The 23961-nt window shown below is 67.3% G+C and carries 23 protein-coding genes; 15 read left to right on the top strand and 8 right to left on the bottom strand.

The features are described from left to right. Nucleotides 1-196: 196 nt before the first annotated feature. From ACFU5M_RS14815 to ACFU5M_RS14800, 4 genes are all read left to right on the top strand, one after another. Nucleotides 197-682, top strand: coding sequence for a carboxymuconolactone decarboxylase family protein (locus ACFU5M_RS14815; RefSeq protein ID WP_379048988.1), 486 nt, complete (start codon nucleotides 197-199; stop codon nucleotides 680-682). A 102-nt stretch (nucleotides 683-784) separates the two neighbouring features. Further along, nucleotides 785-1480: a hypothetical protein gene (locus ACFU5M_RS14810; RefSeq protein ID WP_379048987.1), complete on the top strand. Its 696-nt coding sequence runs from the start codon at nucleotides 785-787 to the stop codon at nucleotides 1478-1480. Between the two features lie 173 nt (nucleotides 1481-1653). Beyond that, nucleotides 1654-2103 carry a hypothetical protein gene (locus tag ACFU5M_RS14805; protein WP_379048986.1) on the top strand — a complete coding sequence of 150 codons (450 nt, stop codon included), beginning with the start codon at nucleotides 1654-1656 and terminating at the stop codon, nucleotides 2101-2103. A 326-nt stretch (nucleotides 2104-2429) separates the two neighbouring features. Further along, complete coding sequence (locus ACFU5M_RS14800) at nucleotides 2430-3059, top strand: glyoxalase (RefSeq protein ID WP_379049038.1); 630 nt, start codon at nucleotides 2430-2432, stop codon at nucleotides 3057-3059. A gap of 48 nt (nucleotides 3060-3107) precedes the next feature. On the opposite strand, the gene ACFU5M_RS14795 is transcribed toward ACFU5M_RS14800, so the two are convergent. Together ACFU5M_RS14795 and ACFU5M_RS14790 are read right to left on the bottom strand one after the other, a co-directional pair. Then, nucleotides 3108-3941 (bottom strand): dienelactone hydrolase family protein, encoded by an 834-nt coding sequence (locus ACFU5M_RS14795; RefSeq protein WP_379048985.1) that lies wholly within the window; start codon nucleotides 3939-3941, stop codon nucleotides 3108-3110. A 29-nt stretch (nucleotides 3942-3970) separates the two neighbouring features. Further along, the gene (locus ACFU5M_RS14790; protein WP_379048984.1) at nucleotides 3971-4846 is read right to left on the bottom strand and encodes a helix-turn-helix domain-containing protein; all 876 of its coding nucleotides are present in this window, start codon (nucleotides 4844-4846) and stop codon (nucleotides 3971-3973) included. A gap of 59 nt (nucleotides 4847-4905) precedes the next feature. Between ACFU5M_RS14790 and ACFU5M_RS14785 the strand changes: the two genes are divergently transcribed. From ACFU5M_RS14785 to ACFU5M_RS14770, 4 genes are all read left to right on the top strand, one after another. Then, nucleotides 4906-5145, top strand: a complete 240-nt coding sequence (locus ACFU5M_RS14785) for a hypothetical protein (protein WP_379048983.1) — start codon at nucleotides 4906-4908, stop codon at nucleotides 5143-5145. A 187-nt stretch (nucleotides 5146-5332) separates the two neighbouring features. Then, a complete protein-coding gene (locus ACFU5M_RS14780) occupies nucleotides 5333-5968 on the top strand; it encodes a hypothetical protein (protein WP_379048982.1) in 636 nt (211 codons plus the stop codon). 112 nt (nucleotides 5969-6080) lie between these two features. Continuing rightward, nucleotides 6081-6233, top strand: coding sequence for a hypothetical protein (locus ACFU5M_RS14775; protein ID WP_379048981.1), 153 nt, complete (start codon nucleotides 6081-6083; stop codon nucleotides 6231-6233). Between the two features lie 430 nt (nucleotides 6234-6663). Beyond that, a complete protein-coding gene (locus ACFU5M_RS14770; RefSeq protein WP_379048980.1) occupies nucleotides 6664-7335 on the top strand; it encodes a serine protease in 672 nt (223 codons plus the stop codon). 54 nt (nucleotides 7336-7389) lie between these two features. Here ACFU5M_RS14770 and ACFU5M_RS14765 read toward each other — a convergent pair whose 3' ends face one another. Further along, a complete protein-coding gene (locus ACFU5M_RS14765; protein WP_379048979.1) occupies nucleotides 7390-10206 on the bottom strand; it encodes an AAA family ATPase in 2817 nt (938 codons plus the stop codon). Between the two features lie 308 nt (nucleotides 10207-10514). Here ACFU5M_RS14765 and ACFU5M_RS14760 point away from each other — a divergent pair, with 308 nt between their 5' ends. The 3 genes from ACFU5M_RS14760 to ACFU5M_RS14750 all read left to right on the top strand — a co-directional run bounded on the left by ACFU5M_RS14760 (nucleotide 10515) and on the right by ACFU5M_RS14750 (nucleotide 13329). Beyond that, a complete protein-coding gene (locus ACFU5M_RS14760; RefSeq protein WP_379048978.1) occupies nucleotides 10515-11591 on the top strand; it encodes an aminoglycoside phosphotransferase family protein in 1077 nt (358 codons plus the stop codon). Nucleotides 11592-11762: 171 nt separating this feature from the next. Continuing rightward, nucleotides 11763-12128 carry a hypothetical protein gene (locus tag ACFU5M_RS14755; protein WP_379048977.1) on the top strand — a complete coding sequence of 122 codons (366 nt, stop codon included), beginning with the start codon at nucleotides 11763-11765 and terminating at the stop codon, nucleotides 12126-12128. Nucleotides 12129-12339: 211 nt separating this feature from the next. Next, nucleotides 12340-13329 carry a BtrH N-terminal domain-containing protein gene (locus ACFU5M_RS14750; RefSeq protein WP_379048976.1) on the top strand — a complete coding sequence of 330 codons (990 nt, stop codon included), beginning with the start codon at nucleotides 12340-12342 and terminating at the stop codon, nucleotides 13327-13329. 116 nt (nucleotides 13330-13445) lie between these two features. Here the strand turns inward: ACFU5M_RS14750 and ACFU5M_RS14745 are convergent, their stop codons facing one another. Continuing rightward, the gene (locus ACFU5M_RS14745; protein WP_379048975.1) at nucleotides 13446-16247 is read right to left on the bottom strand and encodes an aminotransferase class I/II-fold pyridoxal phosphate-dependent enzyme; all 2802 of its coding nucleotides are present in this window, start codon (nucleotides 16245-16247) and stop codon (nucleotides 13446-13448) included. Nucleotides 16248-16460: 213 nt separating this feature from the next. On the opposite strand from ACFU5M_RS14745, the gene ACFU5M_RS14740 reads away from it, so the two are divergent. Further along, nucleotides 16461-17564, top strand: a complete 1104-nt coding sequence (locus tag ACFU5M_RS14740) for a spore photoproduct lyase family protein (RefSeq protein WP_379048974.1) — start codon at nucleotides 16461-16463, stop codon at nucleotides 17562-17564. Between the two features lie 210 nt (nucleotides 17565-17774). After that, nucleotides 17775-18050 (top strand): GlsB/YeaQ/YmgE family stress response membrane protein, encoded by a 276-nt coding sequence (locus ACFU5M_RS14735; RefSeq protein ID WP_379048973.1) that lies wholly within the window; start codon nucleotides 17775-17777, stop codon nucleotides 18048-18050. 316 nt (nucleotides 18051-18366) lie between these two features. Here ACFU5M_RS14735 and ACFU5M_RS14730 read toward each other — a convergent pair whose 3' ends face one another. The 3 genes from ACFU5M_RS14730 to ACFU5M_RS14720 form a co-directional block, all read right to left on the bottom strand. Beyond that, the gene (locus ACFU5M_RS14730) at nucleotides 18367-19974 is read right to left on the bottom strand and encodes an ATP-binding protein (RefSeq protein ID WP_379048972.1); all 1608 of its coding nucleotides are present in this window, start codon (nucleotides 19972-19974) and stop codon (nucleotides 18367-18369) included. A gap of 233 nt (nucleotides 19975-20207) precedes the next feature. Next, nucleotides 20208-21176: an anti-sigma factor RsbA family regulatory protein gene (locus ACFU5M_RS14725; RefSeq protein ID WP_379048971.1), complete on the bottom strand. Its 969-nt coding sequence runs from the start codon at nucleotides 21174-21176 to the stop codon at nucleotides 20208-20210. Further along, on the bottom strand, nucleotides 21173-21532 hold the full coding sequence (locus tag ACFU5M_RS14720) for an STAS domain-containing protein (RefSeq protein WP_379048970.1): 360 nt from the start codon (nucleotides 21530-21532) through the stop codon (nucleotides 21173-21175). Before ACFU5M_RS14720 ends, ACFU5M_RS14725 begins: the two co-directional genes overlap by 4 nt. A 279-nt stretch (nucleotides 21533-21811) precedes the next feature. Here ACFU5M_RS14720 and ACFU5M_RS14715 point away from each other — a divergent pair, with 279 nt between their 5' ends. Together ACFU5M_RS14715 and ACFU5M_RS14710 are read left to right on the top strand one after the other, a co-directional pair. Next, nucleotides 21812-22714 (top strand): alpha/beta fold hydrolase, encoded by a 903-nt coding sequence (locus tag ACFU5M_RS14715; RefSeq protein WP_379048969.1) that lies wholly within the window; start codon nucleotides 21812-21814, stop codon nucleotides 22712-22714. Continuing rightward, on the top strand, nucleotides 22662-23495 hold the full coding sequence (locus ACFU5M_RS14710) for a MerR family transcriptional regulator (RefSeq protein WP_379048968.1): 834 nt from the start codon (nucleotides 22662-22664) through the stop codon (nucleotides 23493-23495). Before ACFU5M_RS14715 ends, ACFU5M_RS14710 begins: the two co-directional genes overlap by 53 nt. A 110-nt stretch (nucleotides 23496-23605) precedes the next feature. Here ACFU5M_RS14710 and ACFU5M_RS14705 read toward each other — a convergent pair whose 3' ends face one another. Beyond that, nucleotides 23606-23929, bottom strand: coding sequence for a MerR family transcriptional regulator (locus ACFU5M_RS14705; RefSeq protein ID WP_379049037.1), 324 nt, complete (start codon nucleotides 23927-23929; stop codon nucleotides 23606-23608). Nucleotides 23930-23961 lie beyond the last annotated feature (32 nt).

Here is a 23961-nt window from a genome sequence, read left to right as displayed (position 1 = left end):
TTCTGCGATGTACCGGCCATGGTGGCTCCTGTTCCCTCTCGATCGGCTCACCCACCAGACGTCTGGCCGCGCCGTTTCGTAACACCGGAGCACGGTGGCGCATGTCACATCGGTGCGTTGTGACAAGGCTCGGGCAGCTTACGTCTGATGTTCGTTCGGTGCGGGAGCACACAACATCACGAGTGAGGACCAGGTCATGTCATTCCGTTTCGATCTCAACGACAACGAACTCGGCGCCGCGATCGGCAGGCGGTTCGCCGGCACCAGTCTGGCGATCGTGCAGTCGACGCTGCCGAAATCCACGGTGGAAATGGTGGAGCTGCGCGCCAGCCAGATCAACGGTTGCGGTTGGTGCACCGACGTACACACGAAGGAGCTGGCGGCAGCGGGTGAAACCGCGGTCCGGATCAACCTGGTCGCCGCGTGGCGGGAGTCCAGCGTGTTCACCGAGGCCGAGCGGGCCGCGCTGGCACTGGCCGAGGAGGGCACCCGGCTCGCCGACGCCCACCAGGGCGTCTCCGACGAGACCTGGGCCCAGGTGCGCGAGCACTACGACGACGACCAGGTCGCCGCGCTGATCTACCTGGTCGCCATGATCAACGCGGCCAACCGGCTCGGTGTGATCACGCGCATGCCGGGAGGTTCCTACCAGCCCGGCATGTTCGACGCGATCACGAACTGATCGAAACGGCCTCGGCGACCATCGACGCCGAGCCGGAGAGGGTCGCGGCGATCGTTCGGCTCCCTGAGTCGGTGTGTCGGTGCGTCCGGTTAATCTGCCGACATGGTCGAACCGGACGCGGCGCTGCGCCGACTCACACGCGACGCGCGAAAGCTCGTGCAGCCGTATGGTTTCGAGGGATCGGAGGCCAAGTGGGTGCGGGTGGCGCCGGGCGGTGTGGCCTCGGTCGGCCGTAGCCGGACACTGCGTACCTGGACCGATGGCCGCCAGGAGTTGAAGTTCGGCTTGACTCTGAGTGCCACACCCACCGCGTGGTGGGAGTTCTGTACCTGGCGCAACGCTCAGCGGGGCCTCCCCTCCGCGCCGCTCGAGCGGGCGACCGGACCCGGCCTGATCGACGAGTACGGTATGGCGGACGACCTGACCGAGTTGTGGTCCCTCCGAGTCGACCCGGCACAACCCGGCCAGGTGCGGCAAGCAGATGTCGATGCCGTCCGCGCCGCACTGCCCCGGCGCGTGCACGCCTATGCGCGCCGTGCGCTGCGGCTGCTGGAACCGGGCCGCTACCTGGAGGAACTGCTGGCCTTCGCGGACCCGCAAATCGGAACCCGGGAGGCGATCGTCGTCCTGCTCGCCGACGGCGAGCCCGGACCGCAACTGGAAGAAGCAATCATCCGATTCCGGTCGTGCTTCGCGGAAGGCGACGAGGCAGCCTACGCGGAGAATGTCATCGGGTACGTGCGAGGCCGCGCGGCTCGGGTTCGAGCAGGCACGACTATGGTCGTTCCCTTCGGCTGATCAGTGTGGCTCGCCGATGAGTTCGGCGCTCATGGTGCTCGCGAAGTCGATTCGGCGGCAAGGATGGCCGGTCGCGGGCCAACTTGGAGCGAACCCTGGTCGGGGGTCGGTGCCGAGATTTAGAGTTATCGGCTATGGGTGGTAGGCATCGGAAAGATCGGGGCCGGAGCAGCATGGACTTCGCGGCGGTCGCCCGCGTCACCGCCGCGGCGCGGCGTGATCCGGAAAGCGCGGCCCGGCGTGCAGGATTCGCTGTTCGTGCGCTGGCTGCGCAGCCGCAGGTACCGGGGTGGATCGTGTGGCTGTACGAGCACGCGGGTGAGCAGTTGGCGCGGTTGGAGTATCAGATGCATTACCCGCTGGACTACGGCGGCCCGGGAGCTCGCACGAGCGAGGAGTGGCTGATCACCCAGCGCGCCTACCTCGCCGAGCGGTCGGCTCGCGCGGTCGAGCGCGCCCGTCGCTTCCACGGTGACCATCCCGGTGTCGTCTACGCCCACGGCCCGGAATTGCCCGACGACGAGGATTTCTACGAGGCCCTCGAGTCGGGCAGGGAATGGACCGGGCATTGGTATTCCCGCGAACCGGTCGAAGCGTGGGATTGTCCGGGCGTGCCGGCCTGACCGAATCGGTGCAGGCCGGCCCACATGAGCCCCTTGTGGGGCCCCGGGGGGTGGAGGGCGCCCACCCCCCGGGTGGGTGGGGCGCCCTCAGGGGGTGGGCACCCGCATCCACCTCGGACCGTAGCGGCTCGCGGCTCGGCTATGAGGTGATTCGGCACCTGCGTCAAGCGGGGCACGACGTTGTCCTCACCTGGCGGACGAGCTCCCACCCTCACCACGCCATCCTGATCCACTTCGGTGCGCTGCCGTTGATCGCGATCGGCGTGCCGCATGTCGATCAGGAATCGAGAAGCGCCGATCTCCGGGCACTGACTAGCGTCATTGCCATGGATACCACCACCGAGCAGCCCACTATCGACTCCGTCATCCTCGAAATGCCCGATCCCACGGCCGCCGCGGACTTCTACGCCGCCGCGTTCGGTCTCGGCGACAAGGTGCGCGTGCGCGCCTCGGAGGCGCCGACGAACGGGTTCCGCGGCTTCATCCTCTCGCTCGTGGTGTCGCAGCCGAGCACCGTCGACAGCCTCATCGGCACCGCGCTCGACGCGGGGGCGACGACGCTGAAGCCGGCCAAGAAGAGCTTCTGGGGGTACGGCGGCGTCGTCCAGGCTCCGGACGGGGCGATCTGGAAGATCGCGACGTCGTCGAAGAAGGACACCGGCCCGGCCACCCGGGAGGTCGACGACTTCGTGGTGCTCCTCGGGGTCGACAACGTCAAGGCGACCAAGCAGTTCTATGTCGATCGCGGCTTGACCGTGGCGAAGAGCTTCGGCAGCAAATACGTCGAGTTCGAGGCCCCGTCGTCGTCGGTCAAGCTGGCGCTCTACGGGCGTCGTGCCGCCGCCAAGGACGCCGGCGTCGCTCCGGAGGGCGCCGGGTCGCACCGGATCGCCATCGGCAGCGCTGTCGGGCCCTTCGCCGACCCCGATGGGTTCGCGTGGGAGGCCGTGGCCTGAGCCCGGCCGGTGCCGTGCGGGTGGGTCCCCGGAGGACGTCGAGAACGTTCACCGGCCGGTGGGGAAGTCGATGAGGAGCCGTTCGCGAAGGAAGTCGAGTACCCGGTCGAGTGCGGCTCGGGTCGGCTGGCCCGGTTCGTCGATGAGGTGCTCGGTCAGGACCGAGTGTGGGCTCAGAACGGCATTCGGATTCGCATCGGCGTCATCGAGTTCGATCGCCGTGAACGCGTCGCCGAGTTGCTCGCGCAGAAAGTCGAATCGTTCGGCGGGAGAGCGCCGGTCACCACGGAATCGAAGTCCCATCACCGACAGTCCCTCGGCGCAGCGCTGCTTGACCCGGGCCAGGTCGGCGGGGGAGAGATCGATGGAGCACTTCTGCCGGGCGGTGAGTGCAAGTGGCAGGCCCGGCTGCGACATCACGGGGGCGACGAGCCGGTCGTCGACCGCCATCGCCAGCGCGAATCCGCCGGTGAAGCACATGCCGACCGCGCCGACGCCCGGCCCGCCGCAACGTCGGTGCTCGTGTTCGGCCAATGCCCGCAGCCAGTGCACGACCGGTGACGTGCGACCGGTCGCGAACACCACGAATTCCCGGCTGACGCAGATCGGCCCGATCTGGCCGACGACGTTCGCCAGTGCAGCGGCGCGACCGTGCGCGGCGGGACTCGGATCGCGGCCGGGGTTGCCGTAGAGGTGCGGAACCACCGCCGTGCACCCCGAGGCCGACACCCGCCGGGCGAAGTCGAACACTTCTGGTGAGATGCCGGGGAATTCCGCCATGACGATCACGGCGGGCCCGCGACCTCGGCGAAAGATGGTGCGGGTCTTGCCTGCATAGGTGAACGTGTTGTGCTGGAAGTCGGTGAGATCATCGTCGGACATCTGTGGGCCTCCTCGGGGATGGGCCCTCACTATCGACCGGTCGGCCTGCCTCGGTATTGGAAGAATGTTCCCCACGCCCGGTAGCGGTGTGCGGAGATGGCGGTGAGCGGCCACGCGGCCAGCGCCCCCGGGGTGACCTGCGCGAAGCTCGACACATCCCGGGACAGGTGGGATTGGTCGGTGTAGCCGCAGATCGCGGCGACTTCGGCGGCGGGGCGGCCTGCCACCAGCCCTTCGACGGCGTGACGGAAGCGGACCAGCATCGCCGCACGCTTGGGAGTCAGACCGATCTGGGACTCGAACCTCGCCCACAGCCGCTTACGGCTCCATCCGCACGATTCGGCGAGTGCGCCGACCATGACCTGTCCACGGCAGGCGACGATGCGATCCCAGCCGGCGACCACTTCCGGGTCCGGTATCCGTGCCGGGTCGGCATATCGCATCAGAAACGATCGCGTCAGCGCGAAGCGCTGCTCCCATGTCGCCGCGTGCGCGAGCTGCTCGCGCAGCCACTGTGCCCGGCGTCCGAAGAGGTCTTCCACGCCGACGACTGTGCGGCCCAGCTCCGTCGGGTCGATATTCAGCAACGAATAGGCCCGCACCGGTGACAACCGCACCTCGACGCACTCGGTCCGCGGACCGCGGATGCGCATCGTGCCCGGGGAACAGCCCACGACGAAGCCTGCGAAGGCCTGCCTGCCGACATTGCTCTCGACGACCAGTTCGTTGCCGCCGAACTCGAAAAGCACCGTGACCGCCGGTATCCCGGTGACCCGCAGGTCCAGCTCGTCACCCCCGCGATCACGGAACCCGATCATCGCCGCGCCACCCGCGTGCCCGCCACCGGCCGCACGCCCGAAATCCCACCCGGCGCCACGATCCCGCTCCAGCCCGACCACTCCCACCCACCCAGGTTAATCATCTTCGGCACCGCGTCGACCCGCCGGAGGAGTCCGTCCACTTGATGCGGACCCTGCTCGCCACGCTGCTCCGTGAAGTGAACGCGGGCCCCACCTACGGCGCGGACGATGCCGCCCAGATCGACGCTCGTCGAACGGCGCTCGCGCAGTCCGGCCTGCCCGCGGTCGTCGAGGCCGCCCCCTACCTCGCCCGATACGACCCCGAGGCGGGATACGACTACACCATGAACCGCGCGGTGGACGCGGCGCTCACCCGCGTTCGCGTCGGCATCGTATCCAGGTGAGGGACGCGCGAATCGGTCACCGGGAAGCCGCTCGGGCAGGGATCGCCGGTAAGTGGAGGTGAGCGCAAAGCGTCCATCCTGTCGTGCCGGGTGGGCTCCCGGATGGATACCACCACTCAGCAGTCCGTTCAGGTGTGATTGTTCCCGTTTGCGGGGTATACGCGGGCTGGGTGAACGGAGGTGGCTCATGCCTGAGATCAACGGCCGTGCCGACCGGGAGTGGTCTGCGACGGAGTGGACGCGTGCGCGGTTCGCGCAACAAATGTTGCAGTCGGTCGCTCGTCCGGAGCGCGTCGCGGAAGTCATCGAAAAGATCGTCGGTGACCGGATCGAGGTAGGGCCGGTTCATGCCGGTCCCGGCGGGCTGGTCTGTGTCACCGCTACCGGTCGGCCCGGTAAGGTCCGGGCCGAAGTTTGCGACGGCGAGGGCTGGGACGTTGCCGTGGAGGTGCCGATCGCGCTGCGGCTGCGGACGGACTTCGCCGGAGTCATCGGGCGGTTCGCCGCGGCGGTACGGGTGCGCATGCGAGTCGAGCTGGTGTTGGAGGACCCGTGCGCGGTCTTCGTCCGTGTCGAGGAGATAAGCGAGCAGCAGGTGGACATCAGGGTCCGCGCGGTGGATGCCCCGGCTCGGCTACTCGGGCGGCTCGGTGACGTGCGTTCCCTGCTCGCGGAGCATGTCATCGCCTATATCGGCAACCTGCTGACGAGTCCGGAGATCCGTGAGGTGCGGCGCATCGATGTCGCGCGAGTCATCGAGCGCGCTTGGGAGGCGGGACTGATCATCGATCCGGCAGCTCGGCCGATGCCCCGCAGCGCCTGAGCCCGCCGCACCTGTCACGGTGGCCCGTGGGCGGTCGGCGTCGCCAGAACACGTGATGCGCCACTCCGCTCGGGCTCGGGATTCGCGATTGCAATCTGCAATCTGCAATCGGATGAGAATCCAGCCGCACCGATCGCGCAGTGCAACCAGCCCGGATCCGTTCCAAGCCCTCCGGGCGACGGCTGCGAATCTGATCCGGCTGCTGGAAGATCAGCCTTCCACGCTGGCTCGGTTCCCGCAGGAGCAGGAGTACCTGCGCGAGTAGGCGCCACCCGCTCTCATCCTATGGGTGTCCATGACGGGTACATGCCCGAGCAGTCGGCCCGCGCGTATACGCGTGATCTTCCAGAAGCTCCTGTGCATCTGTTCGACGGCGGGCACTGGCTGCTGGCCAACGACATCTGGCCGAGGTCCGTCCCGTTGGCGGACGAGTTCCTGGCAGAGGTAGGTTTACCCCGTCACTTGACGGCCATCCGGGAAAGGCACTGCGACCCAGTCGATCCGGGGTGTTTCCGGCGGAAGCTATCCGGGCCCCGTTTTCACCTCGTTCTTATGGGTAGCTCGGATTGACGCGCGTAAGTTCGCGTGGGTCCCAGACTTCGGTGGCCGGAGGCGATGCGTATGCCGGGTTCGACGGCTGCGGGTGCGGCTCCGGCCGGGTCGCTGGGAATCCGCTCGGCCCGCTTGGAGGAACAATGACCCATTCACTGATGAAGGTTGTCGCCGCGGCGGCGGTGGCTTGCGGCCCGGTCTCGGCCGGCGCCGGGACGGCCGCCGGAGCTCCGCAGTTACCGCTGCCGCCGATAGGCGGTGGGTCGGGAATCGTGATCGATGACGAAGCCGAATGCACGCTCACCACCATCGGTCACGATGCGCACGGCCGGTTGGTCGGTCTGACGGCGGGCCATTGCGGCGAACCCGGGGCGCGCGTCACGTCCGTGACCTATCCCGGTTACGGGGTGCTGGGGCGATTCGTCTACGCCGATCACGAACTGGACTACGCGATCATCGAATTCGATACCGCACGAGTGGTTCCCGCTCGGGAGGTCGGTGGGTTCCGCATCGACGGTCTCGGCGCTCCCGCGCAGTTTCCCGACGTCGTCTGCAAGAAGGGCCGGACCACCGGTCAGACCTGCGGCGTCGCCTGGGGCGACATGATGGGCGACAGCAGCGACACCTGGACCCAGATGTGCGTGCTCAAAGGCGACTCCGGCGCGCCGGTGGTGATCGGTTCGACCCTGGTCGGAATGGTCAACGCCTACCTGGGCATGGGATGTCTCGGGCCCGAAGTGGGAACCGATATCAACGCCATTCTCACCGACATCGACTCCCGCGACGACGTAGGCGCCGGATTCCGGCCCATCTGAGCGGCCCGCCGCGAGGTCTCCCGGCCAGAACCTTCCGCCGACTCGCTCGAGGCGTCAGGGAAGCACCGAAGGTGGCATGGCGGCGGCGATCTCGCATCGCGACCGGAGGCCGAGTTTGGCCAGGATGTTCGATACGTGTGACTGAATCGTGCGGCGCGACAGAAACATCTGCGCTGCTATATCGGAGTTGGAGCAGCCTTCGGTGACCAGCGCGGCAACCTTGCGCTCGGTGTCCGTCAGCGCCGCCCATCCGGATTTGGGTCGGTTGCGCCGACCGCGGACGCCCAGTCGAATGCCGTGCGGTCGTACGCGTGCGGCCGCGCGTGCGCTGTCCCACGACGCACCCAGGCGGCCGTAGAGCCCTAGCGCTGAGTCCAGCGCGCCGCGGGCCTCGGCCTCTCGTCCCGAAGCGGCGAGCAGCACGGCGGCGTTCTCGTTGGCCTGCGCTTCGTGCAGTGGCCACCCGGACTGCCGGAACGCCTGGGCGGCGGCAAAGAGCGTTTCGGGGTCGCCGTCCGCCAGCGCCCGGCACAGCAGGGCCGTCCCGCTTCGGCCCGCGGTCTTCTGCCGCGCCAGCAGTTCGTCCGCGCTCGCTACCACCGACCTGGCCGCGGCTCGATCACCGACCTCCGCGGCCAGCCGGGCGATGTCCGGGTAGATGTAGTGCAGGGTGGACGCGGTCAAGCCATCGGCGAGCCGCCCATGGGTGTCGACGAGCAGTTCGAGCGCCAGCTCTGGATGGCCGCGGGCTTCGTACGTCAGCGCCTTGACCCACGGGTGGAACTGCGCATAACCGGTACTTCCCAGTCGGTCGTCCGGCACGGGAAGAGCATCGGGGTCCGGCAGGAACGTGCCGCGGTGGATGCCGATGAGGGCCGCCAGGCTGTGTGCGACGGGCGCGTACCCGAGGACATCGGGCGCCGCAAGGCTCGCCGCGCATTCGGCCAGCGCATCGTCCCAGCGGCCATCGAGCAGATACAGCCGCGCCTTGGCGAGCAGGTTGGGGGAGAGGTAGACACCGTGCATCCGGCGGTTGTGTCCGATGGCCGTCTGTAGCGTCTGTTCGGCGTCGGCGAGCCGATCGAGCTCTATCAGGCAGTGCGCGTACAGCACATACGGATCGAACTGGTCGGATCCGGTGCCGTCCTCGAAGATGGTGAGGATTCGAGTACTCAGATCCAGCGCCTCGTCGAGATAGCCCTCGGTGTAGCGCACCGCGCCCAGAGCCATGAGTCCGTATCCGGTGGCGAGCGGGGTGCCACTGCTCTGTCCCGTCGACACGGCCCGCCGGCCGGCTCGCTCCGCCGCCTCGAACCGCCCGAGGAAGAAATTGTCCAGTGCGCACATTCCCACGAGACGGCCCGCGTCCTCGGCGCCGAGCTCCATCGTGGACAATGCGGTCTCGGCGACCGCGACGGCGTCGGCCAAGCGGCCCTGTGCTTGGCACGCCTGGACGAGCAGCCACGTCAGTTCGACATCGTGGTCGTGTTCCGGCCGAGTACGCAGTGCGGTGCGCACCACGGCTTCGGCTTCGGCGGCACGGCCGTTCCACAGCAGCGCCCGAGTCTGCCAGCGGACCAGAACAGAACGCGAGGCGCCGTCGAGGTCGGTCGCGGTCGCCGCGCGGCTCAGCAGCGCAACCGCGAGTTCGGGGGCCCGCACGATCAGCTTGCCTGCCACCGACATCAACCAGTCGAGACTGGTCCGGTCCAACTCGTGACCGCCCGCCGACAGGTAGTACGCGACTCGCTCGAGCGGCGCGCCGGTCGCTTGCAGGACCTGCCCGGCCCTGCGGAGCAGGTCGGAGCGCAACGAATCGGGTAGTTGGTCCGCCAGCACGTCCCGCAACAGATCGTGGCGGAACACCAGTTCGGCATCGACCCGCGTGAGCAGCCCGCCGTCCAGCGCTTCGGTGACGGCCCGCCAGACCTCCAGCAGCGGGCTGTCCAGCACGGCCGACAGTTCCCCCACATTGATGACGGGCCCCAGGGCCGCGGCCATCGGCAGCATGTCCCGCGTGGGACGTGACAGGAGCCCGAGCCGCTGGACGATCGCCGTCGACAGTGAGGCGAGCGACGGTTGGCCGGCCTCCGGTATCGAAGGCGCGGCGGTTTCGGCGACCAATGTGATCGCCTCCGCGCGGAGCAACGCGGCCACCGATTCGGTGATGTGGAGCGGGTTTCCACGCGCACCGGCCACGATTCGCAGCAAACCCGGGCCAGGAGGCGCGCCGACCGAATACTCCACGAGCGCCGCCGCGGCCGAGTCGGGCAGTGCGCCGAGCCGTATCGCCGGGGCCTGCCGTTCGACGAGTTCGGCCGACAGCTCCGCGAACGCCCGGTCCGGAGGCAGCGGGCGGGTCGCGAGCACCAGCAGCAGTGGCACCCCGTCGACCAATGCGCAGAGTCGCCGCAGTACCGACAGGCTCGACGCATCCGCCCAGTGGAGGTCGTCCATGATCAGTGCCACCGGAGTGGAAGCACACCATGCGTCCACCCGCTCCAGGATCGCCTCGCTGACCGCGAACTCGTGTGTCGCCGCGGCGTCGCCCGCACGATCCCCGCTGTGCAGCAGCGGGCGACTCGGATCCGAGCCGCCGCCGGGCGCGGTGTCATCGGCCGCCGGCCAGGAACGCACCGCGGCGAACGGTACGTCACGTTGCAATTCTTTGGCCGCGCCGACGTGAACGCGCAGGCCCGCTGCCGTGAAGCGGATAGCGGCTGCCTCCAGCAGCGACGTCTTGCCGATACCGGGCTCACCTTCCACCAGCACAACCGCCCCCCGTCCTGTCGCGACCCGGCGCGCGAGCGCCTCCAGGTTCTCGATCTCGGCGTCACGACCGAGGAAGACCGTCGCGGGAGACTTCTGCATGCGGGTGAGCTTAGGCATCGCGGGCGATCAGAGCCGATCGAGCTTCCGGGCCGGGCCATACGGATATTTCTCTCGCATTCGACGGATGTTCCCTCGGCCCAGCTGCCATACCGTCCGTGAGGCGTGCCCGATGGCGCGGAACCCGGTTGAGAGCAGCAGCCGAACCCAGCGAGCGGAAAGGGTGTGTATTGGCATCGAGTGCTTCCCGGCCCGTGCCGGAGATCTTGCGGGGGATCGCCCGCATCGGTGGTCATGTCGCCAAGGAAACGTTGACCCGGCAGCGGGCTCGTATACCGAGGGACGTGCCGGTGACCGGTCGTGAAGTGACAGCGCAATGGCTGACCGCCGTGCTGTGCGGTGGACACCCCGATGCGGAAGTCGCCTCCTTCGAGACCCAGGACGTGAGCGCGGGCACGTCCACCCGCTGGAAGCTCAGCGTGGCCTATAACGCCGCAGGCCGAGCGGCAGGCCTGCCGGAGGAGTTGTTCGCGAAGACCACCGCGGACTTCAAACAGCGCCTCACCTTGGACCTGGCCGGAATCATCGGCGGTGAGCCGGGATTCTTCACCCACCTACGGCCTGCCCTGGACATCGAAGCGCCGCGCGGCTACCACAGTGCTGTCGACTACCGGTCGGGCCGCACGATCTCTTTGCTCGAGGACATCGTCAGTACGAAAGGCGCCACCTTCTGCACACCGCAGACACCGATCGATCGCACTCAGATCGAGGATTTGCTGCGTACGATGGCGACTTGGCACGCCCGCTTCTGGAACGATGCCGAGCTGGAGCGCCATCGGTGGCTGAAGCCACCGCGGGCGCATTTCGCCAATCTCGACCGATTGATCGGCATGTCGAAACGCGCGCAGGTCGGAGCCCGGCGAGCGGCTGCGGTGATACCGGAAACGCTTGCGCACGACCACGACCGGCTCTATCAGGCGCTGCAACGATCGCTGGAGATTGCCAGCACTGGTGCGCAGACTTTCCTGCACGGCGACAGCCACATCGGCAACACCTACCGAACCTCCAGCGGTCGAATGGGTTTCACCGACTGGCAAGTTGTCCTGCGTGGCAGCTGGGCGTATGACGTCGCCTATGTGGTGGGCTCCGGTCTGGCCGTGCACGACCGGCGGGATTGGGAGCGCGAGCTGCTGGCCGTCTACCTCGACCGCCTCGCGGCATGCGGCGCGCAGGCGCCCGATTTCGACACGGCGTGGCTGGCCTACCGGCAGCAGGCGTTGTACCCGTATTTCATCTGGTTGGCGACCATCGGCCACAGCGCTATCCAGCCGAGATACCAACCGGACGAGATCTGCCTCGGCATCATCGAGCGCACCGCCAACGCGGTGCTGGACCTCGACGCCGTGAAAGCATTGGAGGAGGGGTAGGCCGTGCAGATCATCAGTACTCGTTGCCGGACCTTCGAGTACACAGTGACGGCCGAGGGCCCGGGGGCGGTCGATATGGAGTGGGGGGTTGGGGTACGCAAATGTTTCCACGAGTGCTTGCGCGTGTCCGTCGGCGTGGATCACGGGGATCTCACTCTGGCGGGTGCGGCCGTGCGGACCGTCCTGCGGATCGTCGACGAGACCGATGCGGGGGAGGTCGTCATCGACGGTGTCGCCCATGTGCCGGGTGATCGCCTGAGGGCCGTCGCGGAAGTGGATGTGCTTTCGGTACTTGCCGACACTCTGGATGTACTGGTGGAGATCGCCGAACGTCTGCAACAGCGCGGCGAACGAGTTCATCTCATGCCGTTCGGCTGGCGCAAGGCCTGCCGTGCGGAGGCGGTGACAGGGCCCGGAGCACGGCGGATCATCCAGCTTTCGGCGGACGGCAACGTTTCTGCGGATCCGGGGTTCCGCGGCATACACCCCTTGGCCGGGTGGCGGCTCCGTGATCGTTGGGTGAGCGGTTCCTGCTGATCACAAAGCTACTTATAGCTGGGTTCGCGAGGCGAACCCAGCGACCTGGTCGGCCGGGTGCGGCGTTGGACTCTCCCGTCACGGGAGGGTCCACCATGTCTGCAACGCTTCCTCCGCGGCCATCCGCATCCGCGGCCTGCGCCCGTACGTGCAGATGTCTCGGAGCGGAGCCGCAAGCACAACTGCTGATCTGCGCCCAGGAAGGCATGGCATGACCACGGTGACAGACATCGACGCCCGCGGTACGCAGCACTGCGAGACGACCGCTCTGGGAGTGCTGCTGCGGCATCTGGGAATCGATCTGTCCGAGCCGATGCTCTTCGGTCTCGGTTCCGGCCTGTCCTTCATCTACTGGGACAGTAAGAACTTGGGCTTCCCCTTCCTCGGGGGACGGATCAAGCCTTTCGATCTCACCAGGAACCTGGCCACCGGACTCGGACTGGAGCTCTCGGTCCGGGAGACCACATCCCCCCGCAAGGCCTGGGAGAACGTGGCTGCCCCCATCGCCGCAGGCCACCCCGTAGGACTACAACTCGACAGCTACTACCTGGACTACTTCACGGCGAAAGTGCACTTCGGTGGTCATGTCGTCGCTCTGTACGGCTACGACGACCACGACGCCTACCTGATCGACACCGACCAGCAAGGCGGCGCGGTATCCACCAGCCGCACCAGCCTCGCCCAGGCCAGGGCCGCGCGCGGCCCGATGACCGCCGCGCACCGGTCCTTCACCCTCGCCGCTGCGCGCGACATGCCCTCCCCACGCAGCCGGATCATCCCCGCCATCACCGCCTGCGCCGACGCCTTCCTCAACCCGCCCATCGCCAATCTCGGCTACCGAGGTATCGAGAAGGCGGGCAAGCTGGTGCCCACCTGGCTCCGGCGGACCGACCACCCGCGGCGTGATCTGGCGCAGGCTGCTCTCCTGATGGAGAAGGCGGGCACCGGCGGCGCTCTGTTCCGCACTTTCTACCGCGACTTCCTCGCCGAATGCGCCCGGACACTCGACAGTCGCCACCTGCGCACCGGCCATGGGCTGTACACCGAGGCAGCCACCCTATGGACGGAAGTCGCAGCATTGATCACACGAGCCGGTGAATCAGGCGATGCGCATCACCTCGTGCAGGCAGGCTCCCTCCTCGGCGATCTTTCACGCATAGAGTGCGCGGCCATGCGGGCGCTGAGCTGCCTAGGACAGTAGGGCTTCGAACGCGAAGGATGGCACGACTCCGTCCGCGGCTGATTGCCCGCTTTCACCAGGATCCGGTCAGGTCGTGACGCTCCGGCTCGCCCACCGGGGAGAACCGGCTCAACAGTTCACGCGAGCCCCAGACGGTGGAGCGCGGGTACCGAAGCTGCCATCGGCGAACCCTCGGATGCCACGGCGCTCGCGTGCCGAGCCGCGGCCAACCGCGCGAGCGCGGCTTCGGTGAACACCGACAAACCGAGGTCGGGGTTGTATCCGTGAATTTCCTTGACATCCAGGTCGGCCAGGAAATACAGGATCTCCGTCGAGATCACCTGCCCCGGGACCAGCACCGGGAAACCCGGTGGGTAGGGGACCACGAAGGTGGCGGACACCAGGTGCCTGCCCTTGGCGAGCTGTCGCCCGGCATCGCCGAGCAGCACGTGTTCGCGGTCGGATTCCTCATATCCGGCGTAGAAGGCCGATCGCATGTCGCCGAACGAGCTGGCCCCGTCGGGACGAAACGCGCTGTCGAACTCGCTGAAGTCGGGCAGCGCGGGCAGATCTTTGGTGATCTCGTCGACCCGGCGCTGTTGCAGGGCGCGATCGGCCTTACCGCCCGCGCTCCGGCTGCTCTCGAAGTCGGTGGCCACCCGGCGCAGCACGTCGAGCAGGTAGTGCACGCTCGACCAGGTGACGCCGATCGTGAAGATCAACAGCACACTGTTGATCGAGGTCTTGTTGATCTGAATCCCGAACCGGTCCATCAGGATCTTCTCGCGGAAGTCGTACCCGTTCATGCCGGTCTCGCCGATGAACAGGGTGACCCGAGTCGGGTCGAGCACGAACTGATCGGACCGCCACGCCTCGTTCCACGCTGCCAGTCCACCCTGCCTGACCTGCCGGTACGAGCTGACCGCGGAGAGCCGGAACTCGTCGGGCACCAGGTCGGCCTCGTCGAGGATGCGGAACCACTTGCCGATCAGCCGGTCTTTGCGGACGCGGTGACGGAACACCAGCGCCATGTCGTAGGCGTGCCGGACCAGCTGGAAGCCCTCGATGTCGACCTGCCGACGCGCCAAGTCCAACGACGCCAGCAACTGCTGGTTCGGCGACGTCGAGGTGTGGGTCAAAAACGCCTCGGCGAACGCCTCGCGGACGAGCGCTTTGAAATCCTGGTCGCGCACGTGGATCATCGACGCCTGCCGGAGCGCGGACAGCGACTTGTGGGTGGAATGCGTCGCGTACACGCGGACCCGCGCACGCTCGGGGTCGGGGAGCAGCCGGTGGTTGCTCCACTCCGCACGGTCGACTCCCTGCATCGACGCACGCCATCGGCGGTACTCCTCGGCGTATCCGGACGACGACAATGCCGATTTCAGTTGCTCGGCGGCAACCATCGCGGTCCGCTGCCGTGCCCACGGCACCGCGGTCGCGAACGCGTACCATGCCTCGTCCCACAGGAAGCAGATATCCGGCTTGATCGCCAGGACCTCCTCCATCACCCGCCGGGGGTTGTAGACGATGCCGTCGAAAGTGCAGTTGGTCAGCAGAAGCATGCGCACTCGGTCCAGTTGACCGGCCGCCTCGAGGTCCAGCAGCGCCTTCTTGATGGTGTGCAGGGACACGGCTCCGTAGATCGCGAACGGCGCGAGAGGGTAGGCGTCCAGGTACATCGGGTACGCCCCGGCGAGCACCAGACCGTAGTGGTGCGACTTATGGCAATTGCGGTCGATCAGAACGATGTCGCCCGGCCGGGTCAGGGCCTGTACGACGATCTTGTTCGCGGTGGATGTCCCATTGGTCACGAAGTACGTCTGATCGGCACGCCACGTCCTGGCGGCTTTGTCCATCGCCGCCCTGATCGTGCCGTGCGGGTCGAGCAGGGAGTCCAGCCCGCCGGAGGTGGACGAGGTCTCGGCCATGAAGATGTTGCGGCCGTAGAACTCGCCCATGTCCTGTAGCGACTTGGAGTTGAAGATGCTGGCGCCGCGCGCGACGGGAAGGGCATGGAACTGGCCGACCGGCGCCGCCGCGTAGGCACGCAGGGCGTCGAAGAACGGTGTGGCGAACCGGCTGCGGATGCCGGCGAGCACCGTGCTGTACAGGTCGGTGGCGTCGTTGAGCCGATAGAACGTGCGATCGTAGACGCTCGGCTCTTCCTCGGTCTCCGCGGCGATCGACTCGTCGGTGAGCAGATACAGGTCGATATGAGGCCGCAGCGCCTTGATCCACTCGCCGCATTCGACCCAGTCGTAGGTGCGGTCGGTCACGACCACGTTGTCGCAGGCGCCGAGCAATGTGGTCATCAACGGCACCCGGTCGCTGGAACGAAGCGGCAGGTCATGCCGGATGATCGCCGCCTGGATCTCGCCGTTCAACGCGACGGCGGTGATGGCGTCCTCGATGCTCCCCACGACGAGCAGTTCGAACTGCACGTCGTCGGACGGGTCGCGAAGCGTCCGCAGGCTCTGCGCCAGGCCCTCGGGAGCCTCGGGCGGGGAATCGTCGCCGAGTAGAACGGTGTAGAACCGCTGTTGTTTGGCCCGCGCTACGAGTTCCTGCTCGGCCAACGGCGCGGAGGTGTCGAACACCGCCGCGCGGTCGCCGTACTCGGAGAGCAGGCGCACGGCCAGCGACACTTCCTCGGCGAGCCGCACTGTGGCGAGATCGGCGACATACCCGCGGAACGCCGTCAGCCCGGCCGCGCCCGGGTACAGCCAGTACCGCTCATACGTGCCGAGACGATCGAGGAGACGCCGCACCAGGGCGGCTTCGTGGGTGGTATCCAGGCCGGCACTGTTGACATCGGCGAGCCGGCGGCACGCGTCATCGAGCAGATTCCACGTGTCGATCCGCGAATACGACGGGTTCGCTACCGCCGCCAGCGCGGAAACACTGAGCCCTTTCGGGCGCTCGCCGTCTCGGTGCATGTCGTCAGTTTCGCCCCTCCATCGGTGGGCGAAGTGATCTGCCGAATACGGCAGACCATTTCGGAAACTCGATCCCTCCGAATATTGTGCCCCGCCGAAGATCGAATTCCTAGCCGGCGTTCTGGGCGGCGGCTCCCGGCTCGGGCGGTGGCGCTGCCCACACCGGGGGCCTGAGCCCGCCAGTATGTCGGTGGGGCGGAGTAGGCAGAGGCTATGACTCGATTCGCCGCAGCTCCGGACCCCTTCCGGCCCACCTCGGGCCCCCGCCTGCTGGACGTCCGTAGGCTGTGGGCCGAACCGGACGCGCTGGCGAGCCCGCGCGGGCAGCAGGTGCGCGCGCGTTTCCCCGACGCCGAGATCATCACCGTCGCCTCCCACTGGAATATCGACCAGTTGCACGGCAACGAGGGCAACATCGACCGCTGGATCCGGGTCAAGACCGAGGACCTCGTGCTCGGGGTCAAGAAGTCGCTGACGGCCCGGCCGAACGGCCGTTCGGCCGATTGGATCGCACCCTCGACATCCAACGGCTGCGCGATGGCGTGTGCCTACTGCTACGTCCCCCGCCGCAAGGGCTACGCCAACCCGATCACGGTCTTCACGAACATCGACAAGATCGTCGGCTACCTCGAACGTCACGTGCGCAGGCAGGGGCCCAAGACCGTGCCGAACCAGTGTGACCCTGACGCGTGGGTGTACGACCTGGGCGAGAACAGCGACTGCTCGGTCGACGCCCTGGTCAGCGACAACGTCGCCGATCTGATCACCGCGTTCGGCGCGTGGCCCACCGCGAAGGCATCCTTCGCCACCAAGTACGTCAACCGTGACCTGCTCGACCTCGACCCCCGCGGGCGGACCCGGATCCGGTTCTCGCTCATGCCCGAGGCCGACTCCCAGCTGCTCGACCTGCGCACCACGCCGATCCGGCAGCGCATCGCCGCAATCGACGACTTCGTGGCAGCGGGCTATGAGGTGCAGGTCAACTTCTCCCCCGTCGTCGTCCGCCCCGGCTGGGAGGAGGACTGGGCGGAGCTGCTGGAGCAGCTCTCGGACGGCACGGGCTCGGCTTTCAAGGCCCAGGCCGCCGCGGAGATCATCATGCTCACCCACAACGAGCAGTTGCACGAGCTCAACCTCGGCTGGCACCCGAAGTCCGAGGACCTGTTGTGGCAGCCGCCGATCCAGCAGGCCAAGCGTTCCCAGTCGGGCATGTGGAACGTGCGCTACCGCAACAACGTCAAGGCCGCCGGTGTCGAAACTCTGACCGGCCTCATCGCCGAGCGGACGCCCTGGTTGACGGTGCGCTACGCGTTCTGAGCCGCAGGGGACATGCCGGAGGCCGGGCGCTGGAGTGTCTTCGCCTGGGCTCCCGTTGCTCGACGAGCGGGCGCCCGCCGACCCGATCCTGAGACGCAGCGATAAGCCGCTGCTGGGCAACGCGATTGACGGCCGACGTCCGGGGTATGGCGAGGACAGACAGCTCGCTCGACCAGTATGCGGGCTCAACTCGACGAATCGGAGAAAATGATGCTCGGTCTCGGAATCCTCGGTTGGATCATCATCGGCGGTGTGGCCGGCTGGATCGCCAGCAAGATCATGAAAACTGATGCGCAGCAGGGAATTCTGCTCAACATCGTGGTGGGAATTGTCGGCGGCCTGCTCGGCGGGTTCCTGCTGAAGCTTCTGGGTGTCGATGTCGAGGGCGGCGGACTGTGGTTCAGTTTCTTCACCTGCCTCGGCGGCGCGGTTGTCCTGCTGTTCTTGGTCGGATTGGTGACCGGCCGTCGCGGCGCACTGCGTTGAGACCGCGATCGGTAGCGGCACAGGTGCCCACGCGCACACCGATCTGTTTCGAGCGGCTGCGAAAGCTCGTTGTCGGCGGGTGATTTGCGATTTCGTCATCTGATACCGCACCGATGTGAACGGCCCGAACCTTTCGAGGTTCGGGCCGTTTCCATCGACTTGCTTTCACCCGCGCGCGAACTTGTCCCCACGCACCGCTCGGCTCAACCGGTGGTGAGTGGCCGATGCCACCCGAATCCCTCCGGGCAGGGCGCGTTCTGGGCGTCCGCGGCGACACCGGGGCCGACGGCCGAACTGTCTGCCTCGGCGAATGGTTTCACTCCGTGTCGGGTTCGGAGGTCCGAGGGGGTGCGTCGGTGCTGTCGGTGCTGTCGGAAAGAGTGAAGGTGAAGCGCGCGCCGTCGGTGTAGTCGGTGTCGATCCAGATCCGGCCGCCGTGGAACTCGACGATCTTGCGACAGATGGCCAGTCCGATGCCGGTCCCGGTGTACTCGTCGCGCCCGTGCAGGCGCTGGAAGATGACGAACACCTTCTCGGCGAATTCGGCACCGATGCCGATACCGTTGTCGGCCACGGAGATCCGATGTTCGGTATCGGTGCGGGTGTAGTCGATGTCGATGACCGGGGCTGTGTCGGGTTCGGTGAACTTGATGGCGTTGGCCAGCAGATTCTGCCACAACTGGGTGAGCAGAGTCGCATCCCCGACTACCTGCGGCAGGTGCTCGGGACGGTGGACGACGGCGCCGGAAACCTCTCGTGCGGCGGCGATGTTGTGCAGGGCACGGTCGAGGGTGTCGTCGAGGGAGACGGGGCTGGCGGACTGGTTCACTCGCCCGACGCGGGAGAAGGCGAGCAGGTCGTTGATCAGTACCTGCATGCGGTGGGCGCCGTCGACGGCGAATTCGATGTACTGGCGGCCACGGTCGTCGAGGGAGTCGTTGTAGCGTTTCTCGATCAGCTGGCAGAACGAGGCCACCTTGCGCAACGGTTCCTGCAGGTCGTGGGAGGCAACGTAGGCGAACTGCTCGAGTTCCTGGTTCGAGCGCCGCAACTCCTCGGCCTGGGCATCCAGGTCCGCGGCCTGGCGGACGAGCGCGGCTTCGGTGGCGCGGGACGATTCCAGATCGGCGACCACGCGCCGCCGCATCAGTTCGACCGCCTCGGCGACGGTGAACAGGTCCGCGGGCCCGGTGACGTCGATGTGGTGGTCGAAATCGCCGTCGGCGACCCGCAGCGACGCCGCCGTCAGCTGCGCCAGCGGACGGGTCACCAGCCGCCGCACCACCAACGTCAGCACCAGCGAGGTCGCCACGAACATCGCCACCATCGCCGTCAGCACCGTGTCCCGCGACTGGCGGGTGCGCACCAAATCCGCGCGTGCGCTGTCACGGGCTTGTTCCAGGTGAGCGTTCTGCGCGACGAACCGCGCCCGCAGTACATCGAAGGCGGCCTCGCCGGCATCGAGTCCGTCCCGAGCGCGCCGCGCCGCGCCGGCCGTGTCGGGGGCGGTGATGACCGGGTCGGCGTGGTCGCGGCGCCACTCCTGCGCGGCAGCGAGCACCCCATCCAGATCCGTCAGCAGGGCTGGGTGGTCGGCGAGCAGGGTGCGCAGCCTGTCCGCGGCTCGGCGTTCCTCGTCGCGGCCGACCTCGTAGGGGGCGAGAAATCCCGGTTCAGCGGCGATGGCGTAGCCCCGCACGCCGGTCTCCTGGCTGATCAATGCGCCCTGCAGTCGGTAGGTCTGCGTCACAGCCGGTTGCAGCTGGTCGATCAACCGGTTGGAGCTGTCTTTGGTCTGGCTTATCATTCCCGCGCCCGTACCCGCGCCGGCGAGGACGAACACCACCATCACACCCAGGACCAGCAGGAACCAGCCCTGCACCGTCAAACGTCCTACCCACGACGGCTCAGGCCGGGAATCCATCACAGTCCTGCTTCCGAAACGAATTCCACACCCTGCACCGGTACCGACCCGCCGATGCGCAACCGGATCGGTCGCCGCGGCCCGCCGAATTCGTGCTGGATGGCGTGGCCGAGAACCGGGCACGCCCGGCCAACTGTGCCACACCGATCATGCAATCGCCGAAGCAGCCGATTTCCAGCGCGAAACGCGCTTTGCCTCTCCGGTGGGCCGGTAGCCGGCCGCCCTTCGGTGCGCTACGGCAGATCGTGATCGAAGTCGAAGTGGAGCTGAATGGTGGTGCCGTCGCGGCCGGTGTGGATGCGCACGAGGTCGGTGAGTTGGTTGACCAGCAGTAGACCGCGGCCGCCCGGACGATAGTTCTGTGCGGGTAGGCGGCCTGCGAGTGGGTTGGTGATGTGTCCGTTGTCGCTGATCTGGAAGCGCAGCTGGTGGCCGTCGGTCCACATCCGCAGCGTGCCGTGTCCGCCGCCGTGGACGACAGAGTTGGTAGTGGTTTCCGCGACGACCAGTTCCAGGTCGATCAGCCGGTGCTCGGGCAGGCCTGCTTTGCGGGCGTGTTCTGTGGCGACGTGCCGGACATCGGCCAGGGATGTGGCGTCGAAGCCCATGGCGGTGGCGGTGGCGGGTGCGGAGGGCAGCGGTTGATTGTAGAGGTCGACGATATGGTCGGGGTTGTAGTCGTCGCTGGTTCGCCGACCGGTGTTGTCGATGAGGACGGGGTGGGTGGCGTGCGCGTCGGCCAGGACCTGCGGCGACAGACGTGTGGTGTCGTAGGGACACAGGATGCTCACTTCGCGCCCGGTGAATGCCGCGTTGATCAGCGCCTCGTGCTGCACGCACGCTGGATACTCGAGCGACGAGCGGCCGGCCCAGATGGGTTCGCCGATGATTCGCACGCGTCCGGACCGATGCCGGTCGGCGAAGTCGCGCAGCACTCCCGGGATGATGCGGCCGGGATTGCGGCCCTCCACGGTCATGTCCATCAGGTGTACCGAGTCGGCGTCGGAGCCGAGCTCGGCGCGTAGGAGGGTCAGGTTCGGGCCGGGGACCGCGACCGCGACCGGCTCGTCGTTCGCGAGTCCTTCGCGAATGAATCCGATGGTGCCTGCGAGGTATTCCTCGGTGTCGCGGTAGAACAGCGCGGGATGCACAAACGGATCGGTGGATTGCGAAGCGGCCGACGCAGCGCCAACAGAGCTCATGTGTGCACTACCTCGATGGTGTGTAGGGAGGGCCAGAACACTCCGAGGATCCGAAGCATCATCGGTGGGGGCCGGTGCAGCACGATTCGTGGTGCTTGCGGCGCGTGGGTGGCGGCTTCCACCAGCATGGTTGTTCCGTGGACGTCGATGAATGTCAGCTCCGACAGGTCCAAGTGGACGTCGCGGCCGGTGGCGGCCAGTTCCGCCAGAGCCGAGCGCCACGCATCCCGGGTCGTGAAATCTACCGTGCCGGCGCATCGCAGACCGGAAGGACTGTTGGTCCGAGAGGTTCGGAAGGTCGGAGGATCAGAGGGCGCCGGACTACGCCGAGGTGTGGCCGAGGGCGCGGGCTCCACTGCTCACCGACCTTCCCTTGGACAACACGAAACGACGCATCGGATCTTACGCCCGCCTACGCCGCCGCCCGAGCGGCCCCGGACAGTCGGTGCCCGACCTGGCAGTTCACCGGTCGCGACCCCGGGGCCAGGGAGAAGATCGCAAGGATTCCGCCACATGCGCCGGATCCGCGACGAGATCGGCATCGAGTCCCGATCCGAGCGTGGAACGGGGGAGGGGCAGTGCGGTAGGCGCACCGGATTGACCCTGACCCTGCGTCAGGGTTGCAGGCTTGTCCCATGACGTATGACATCACTTCCTCGGCTCGGCTCGCTCCGCCGATCGGAAGGTTCCAGGTAGTCGACGGCCGCCGTCTTTTCGTGCATCGGTCGGGCAGCGGCGGACCGGCAGTCGTGTTCCTGCCCGGCGCGAGCGCGGTCGGCCTGGACTACTTCGGTGTCCAGCAACAGGTTTCGCGATTCACCACCGCTGTGGTCTACGACCGTGGCGGCACGGGCTACAGCGCTTCCCTGCCCTTGCCGCGCACCGCCGCCGCTGTCGCCACGGAACTGCGCGAGCTGCTGCGCGCCCAGAACATCGCCGCTCCTTACGTTCTCGCCGCACACTCGCTCGGCGGCTTCTACGCGCATCGGTTCGCGCAGTTGTACCCGCGGGAGGTGGCGGGACTGGTCTGGTTGGACGGCCTGCACCGCGACTGGGACGATTACATGCCACCCACAGCGAGTCTGGCCGCGGCCGAGCAGATGGCATCCGATCAGGATCAGCTCCGACAGATGCGCTCGGCCCTGCGCGAGATGCGCGGCGAATTGCTCGCGGATTACCCGGAGCACATTCGGCAACCACTGATCGATGCCAAGGTGAGCGATGAATGGATGAGGGTCGGTATCGCCGAGCGTGCCGCTTTGACCGGCCTCGCCACCGAACTGCGAGCGGGGCCGAACATTCCCGATGTCCCGGTGGTCGCGCTCACGGTGGTGGGCATCGACCCTGCCCAGCAATCGCTTACTGCGCAGGAGGTGAACGACGCCAAGACGCGAATGGACGCGGCCCTGGTGAGTGGGGTCTCGAACGGCGAACAACGCATTCTGTCCGACACCCTCCACCACCGGCTCTGCTTCGACCGCCCCGATGCCGTGGTTCAGGCGATTCGCGACGTCATCGACCGGGCGGCGGGTCTCTAGACTCGGCACAATCGTGTTTCACGAAGACCCGAGGAGGACGGTGCTCACGATCAGCCAACTCGCGGCAACCGCGGGCGTGACCGTGCGCACTGTTCGTCACTATCACCACGTCGGCCTGTTGCCCGAGCCCGAGCGCTCTGCCTCCGGCTACCGCCGCTACAGCGCGCAGGCCGCCGTGGACCTCATCCGGATCAGGACCCTCGCCGACGCCGGCGTTCCACTGGCCCGTATCGACGCGCTGCTCCACGCCCAGCCGGCCGCCTTCGCCGCGGCCGTCACCGACATCGACGCCGAATTGCAGCGCAAGATCGACCAGCTCACCGAGTACCGCCGCCGCATCGCCGACCTGGCAAGCGGTGAAAATCTTGTCCTGCCTCCCGAGGTGGTCGCCATCCTGAACCGGATGCGGAGTCTCGGCGTCAGCGAACGGAGGGTACGACTCGAGCGCGACTCGTGGATCCTGCTGCAAGCTCTGGATCCGCGCGTCATACCGCAGCGGATACGGGACAAGACCGCGGGCCTCGACGACCCCGAGACGATTCGCCTGTATCTCGCCTGTGATCGATCAGTCGACTGGGATCCGGACGATCCACGCCTGGACCGGCTCATCGACGACCTGGACGCATGGGAAATCGAACACGAACGAGACCGGCCGGAGAGCCCGCAGCTGATCTCTTCCCGGATCTCCGAGGCGTCCCCGGCATGGCAACGCATCATCGGTGCGCTCGCTTACCGCGCCGAGCGGCGCCGAACCGCCGAGCGTTCGGCGGAGCCGCAGTAGCGGCGGCTTCTCCTGTGGCCGATACCTCAGGTCCAGGACACCAACAAGGACGATGAGCACAGCCTGTCACGGGACAAGGGCTGTCGCCGCAAGGCTCCGGCCGAGGGCGTTCAGTCGTGCTTCTGATTCAGCGTGGCGTTGCGTTCCAGTGCTTCGGCGAGTTGATCTTCGAGGATGATGATCCGGCACGCCGCCTCGAGCGGTGTGCCCTGGTCGACGAGTTCGCGGGCGCGCGCGGCGATGCGCAGCTGGTAGCGGGAGTAGCGGCGGTGGCCGCCTGCGGAGCGTTGCGGGGTGATCAGGTTCGCCTCGTCCAGGCTGCGCAGGAAGGCCTGGGTGGTGCCGAGCAGGTCCGCGGCCCGGCCCATCGTGTAGGCGGGGTAGTCCTCGTCGTCGAACTTCTCGTTCGCGGTCGTGGGTTCAGAAATCGTGATGCCTCCATACGACGAGTGCCCCGGTGCCAGAT

Source organism: Nocardia sp. NPDC057455, assembly GCF_042802775.1.
Classification (GTDB): Bacteria; Actinomycetota; Actinomycetes; order Mycobacteriales; family Mycobacteriaceae; genus Nocardia.
Note: the sequence above shows the minus strand (reverse complement) of the source record. Positions and strands in the feature narration are given on the sequence as shown.

Bases quoted from the DNA above. Each gene is read 5' to 3' on its own strand.
- ACFU5M_RS14815 (WP_379048988.1), top strand. From the start codon at position 197: ATGTCATTCCGTTTCGATCTCAACGACAACGAACTCGGCGCCGCGATC.
- ACFU5M_RS14810 (WP_379048987.1), top strand. From the start codon at position 785: ATGGTCGAACCGGACGCGGCGCTGCGCCGACTCACACGCGACGCGCGA.
- ACFU5M_RS14805 (WP_379048986.1), top strand. From the start codon at position 1,654: ATGGACTTCGCGGCGGTCGCCCGCGTCACCGCCGCGGCGCGGCGTGAT.
- ACFU5M_RS14800 (WP_379049038.1), top strand. From the start codon at position 2,430: ATGGATACCACCACCGAGCAGCCCACTATCGACTCCGTCATCCTCGAA.
- ACFU5M_RS14795 (WP_379048985.1), bottom strand. From the start codon at position 3,941: ATGTCCGACGATGATCTCACCGACTTCCAGCACAACACGTTCACCTAT.
- ACFU5M_RS14785 (WP_379048983.1), top strand. From the start codon at position 4,906: ATGCGGACCCTGCTCGCCACGCTGCTCCGTGAAGTGAACGCGGGCCCC.
- ACFU5M_RS14780 (WP_379048982.1), top strand. From the start codon at position 5,333: ATGCCTGAGATCAACGGCCGTGCCGACCGGGAGTGGTCTGCGACGGAG.
- ACFU5M_RS14775 (WP_379048981.1), top strand. From the start codon at position 6,081: ATGAGAATCCAGCCGCACCGATCGCGCAGTGCAACCAGCCCGGATCCG.
- ACFU5M_RS14770 (WP_379048980.1), top strand. From the start codon at position 6,664: ATGACCCATTCACTGATGAAGGTTGTCGCCGCGGCGGCGGTGGCTTGC.
- ACFU5M_RS14765 (WP_379048979.1), bottom strand. From the start codon at position 10,206: ATGCAGAAGTCTCCCGCGACGGTCTTCCTCGGTCGTGACGCCGAGATC.
- ACFU5M_RS14750 (WP_379048976.1), top strand. From the start codon at position 12,340: ATGACCACGGTGACAGACATCGACGCCCGCGGTACGCAGCACTGCGAG.
- ACFU5M_RS14745 (WP_379048975.1), bottom strand. From the start codon at position 16,247: ATGCACCGAGACGGCGAGCGCCCGAAAGGGCTCAGTGTTTCCGCGCTG.
- ACFU5M_RS14740 (WP_379048974.1), top strand. From the start codon at position 16,461: ATGACTCGATTCGCCGCAGCTCCGGACCCCTTCCGGCCCACCTCGGGC.
- ACFU5M_RS14735 (WP_379048973.1), top strand. From the start codon at position 17,775: ATGCTCGGTCTCGGAATCCTCGGTTGGATCATCATCGGCGGTGTGGCC.
- ACFU5M_RS14730 (WP_379048972.1), bottom strand. From the start codon at position 19,974: ATGGATTCCCGGCCTGAGCCGTCGTGGGTAGGACGTTTGACGGTGCAG.
- ACFU5M_RS14725 (WP_379048971.1), bottom strand. From the start codon at position 21,176: ATGAGCTCTGTTGGCGCTGCGTCGGCCGCTTCGCAATCCACCGATCCG.
- ACFU5M_RS14715 (WP_379048969.1), top strand. From the start codon at position 21,812: ATGACGTATGACATCACTTCCTCGGCTCGGCTCGCTCCGCCGATCGGA.
- ACFU5M_RS14710 (WP_379048968.1), top strand. From the start codon at position 22,662: ATGCCGTGGTTCAGGCGATTCGCGACGTCATCGACCGGGCGGCGGGTC.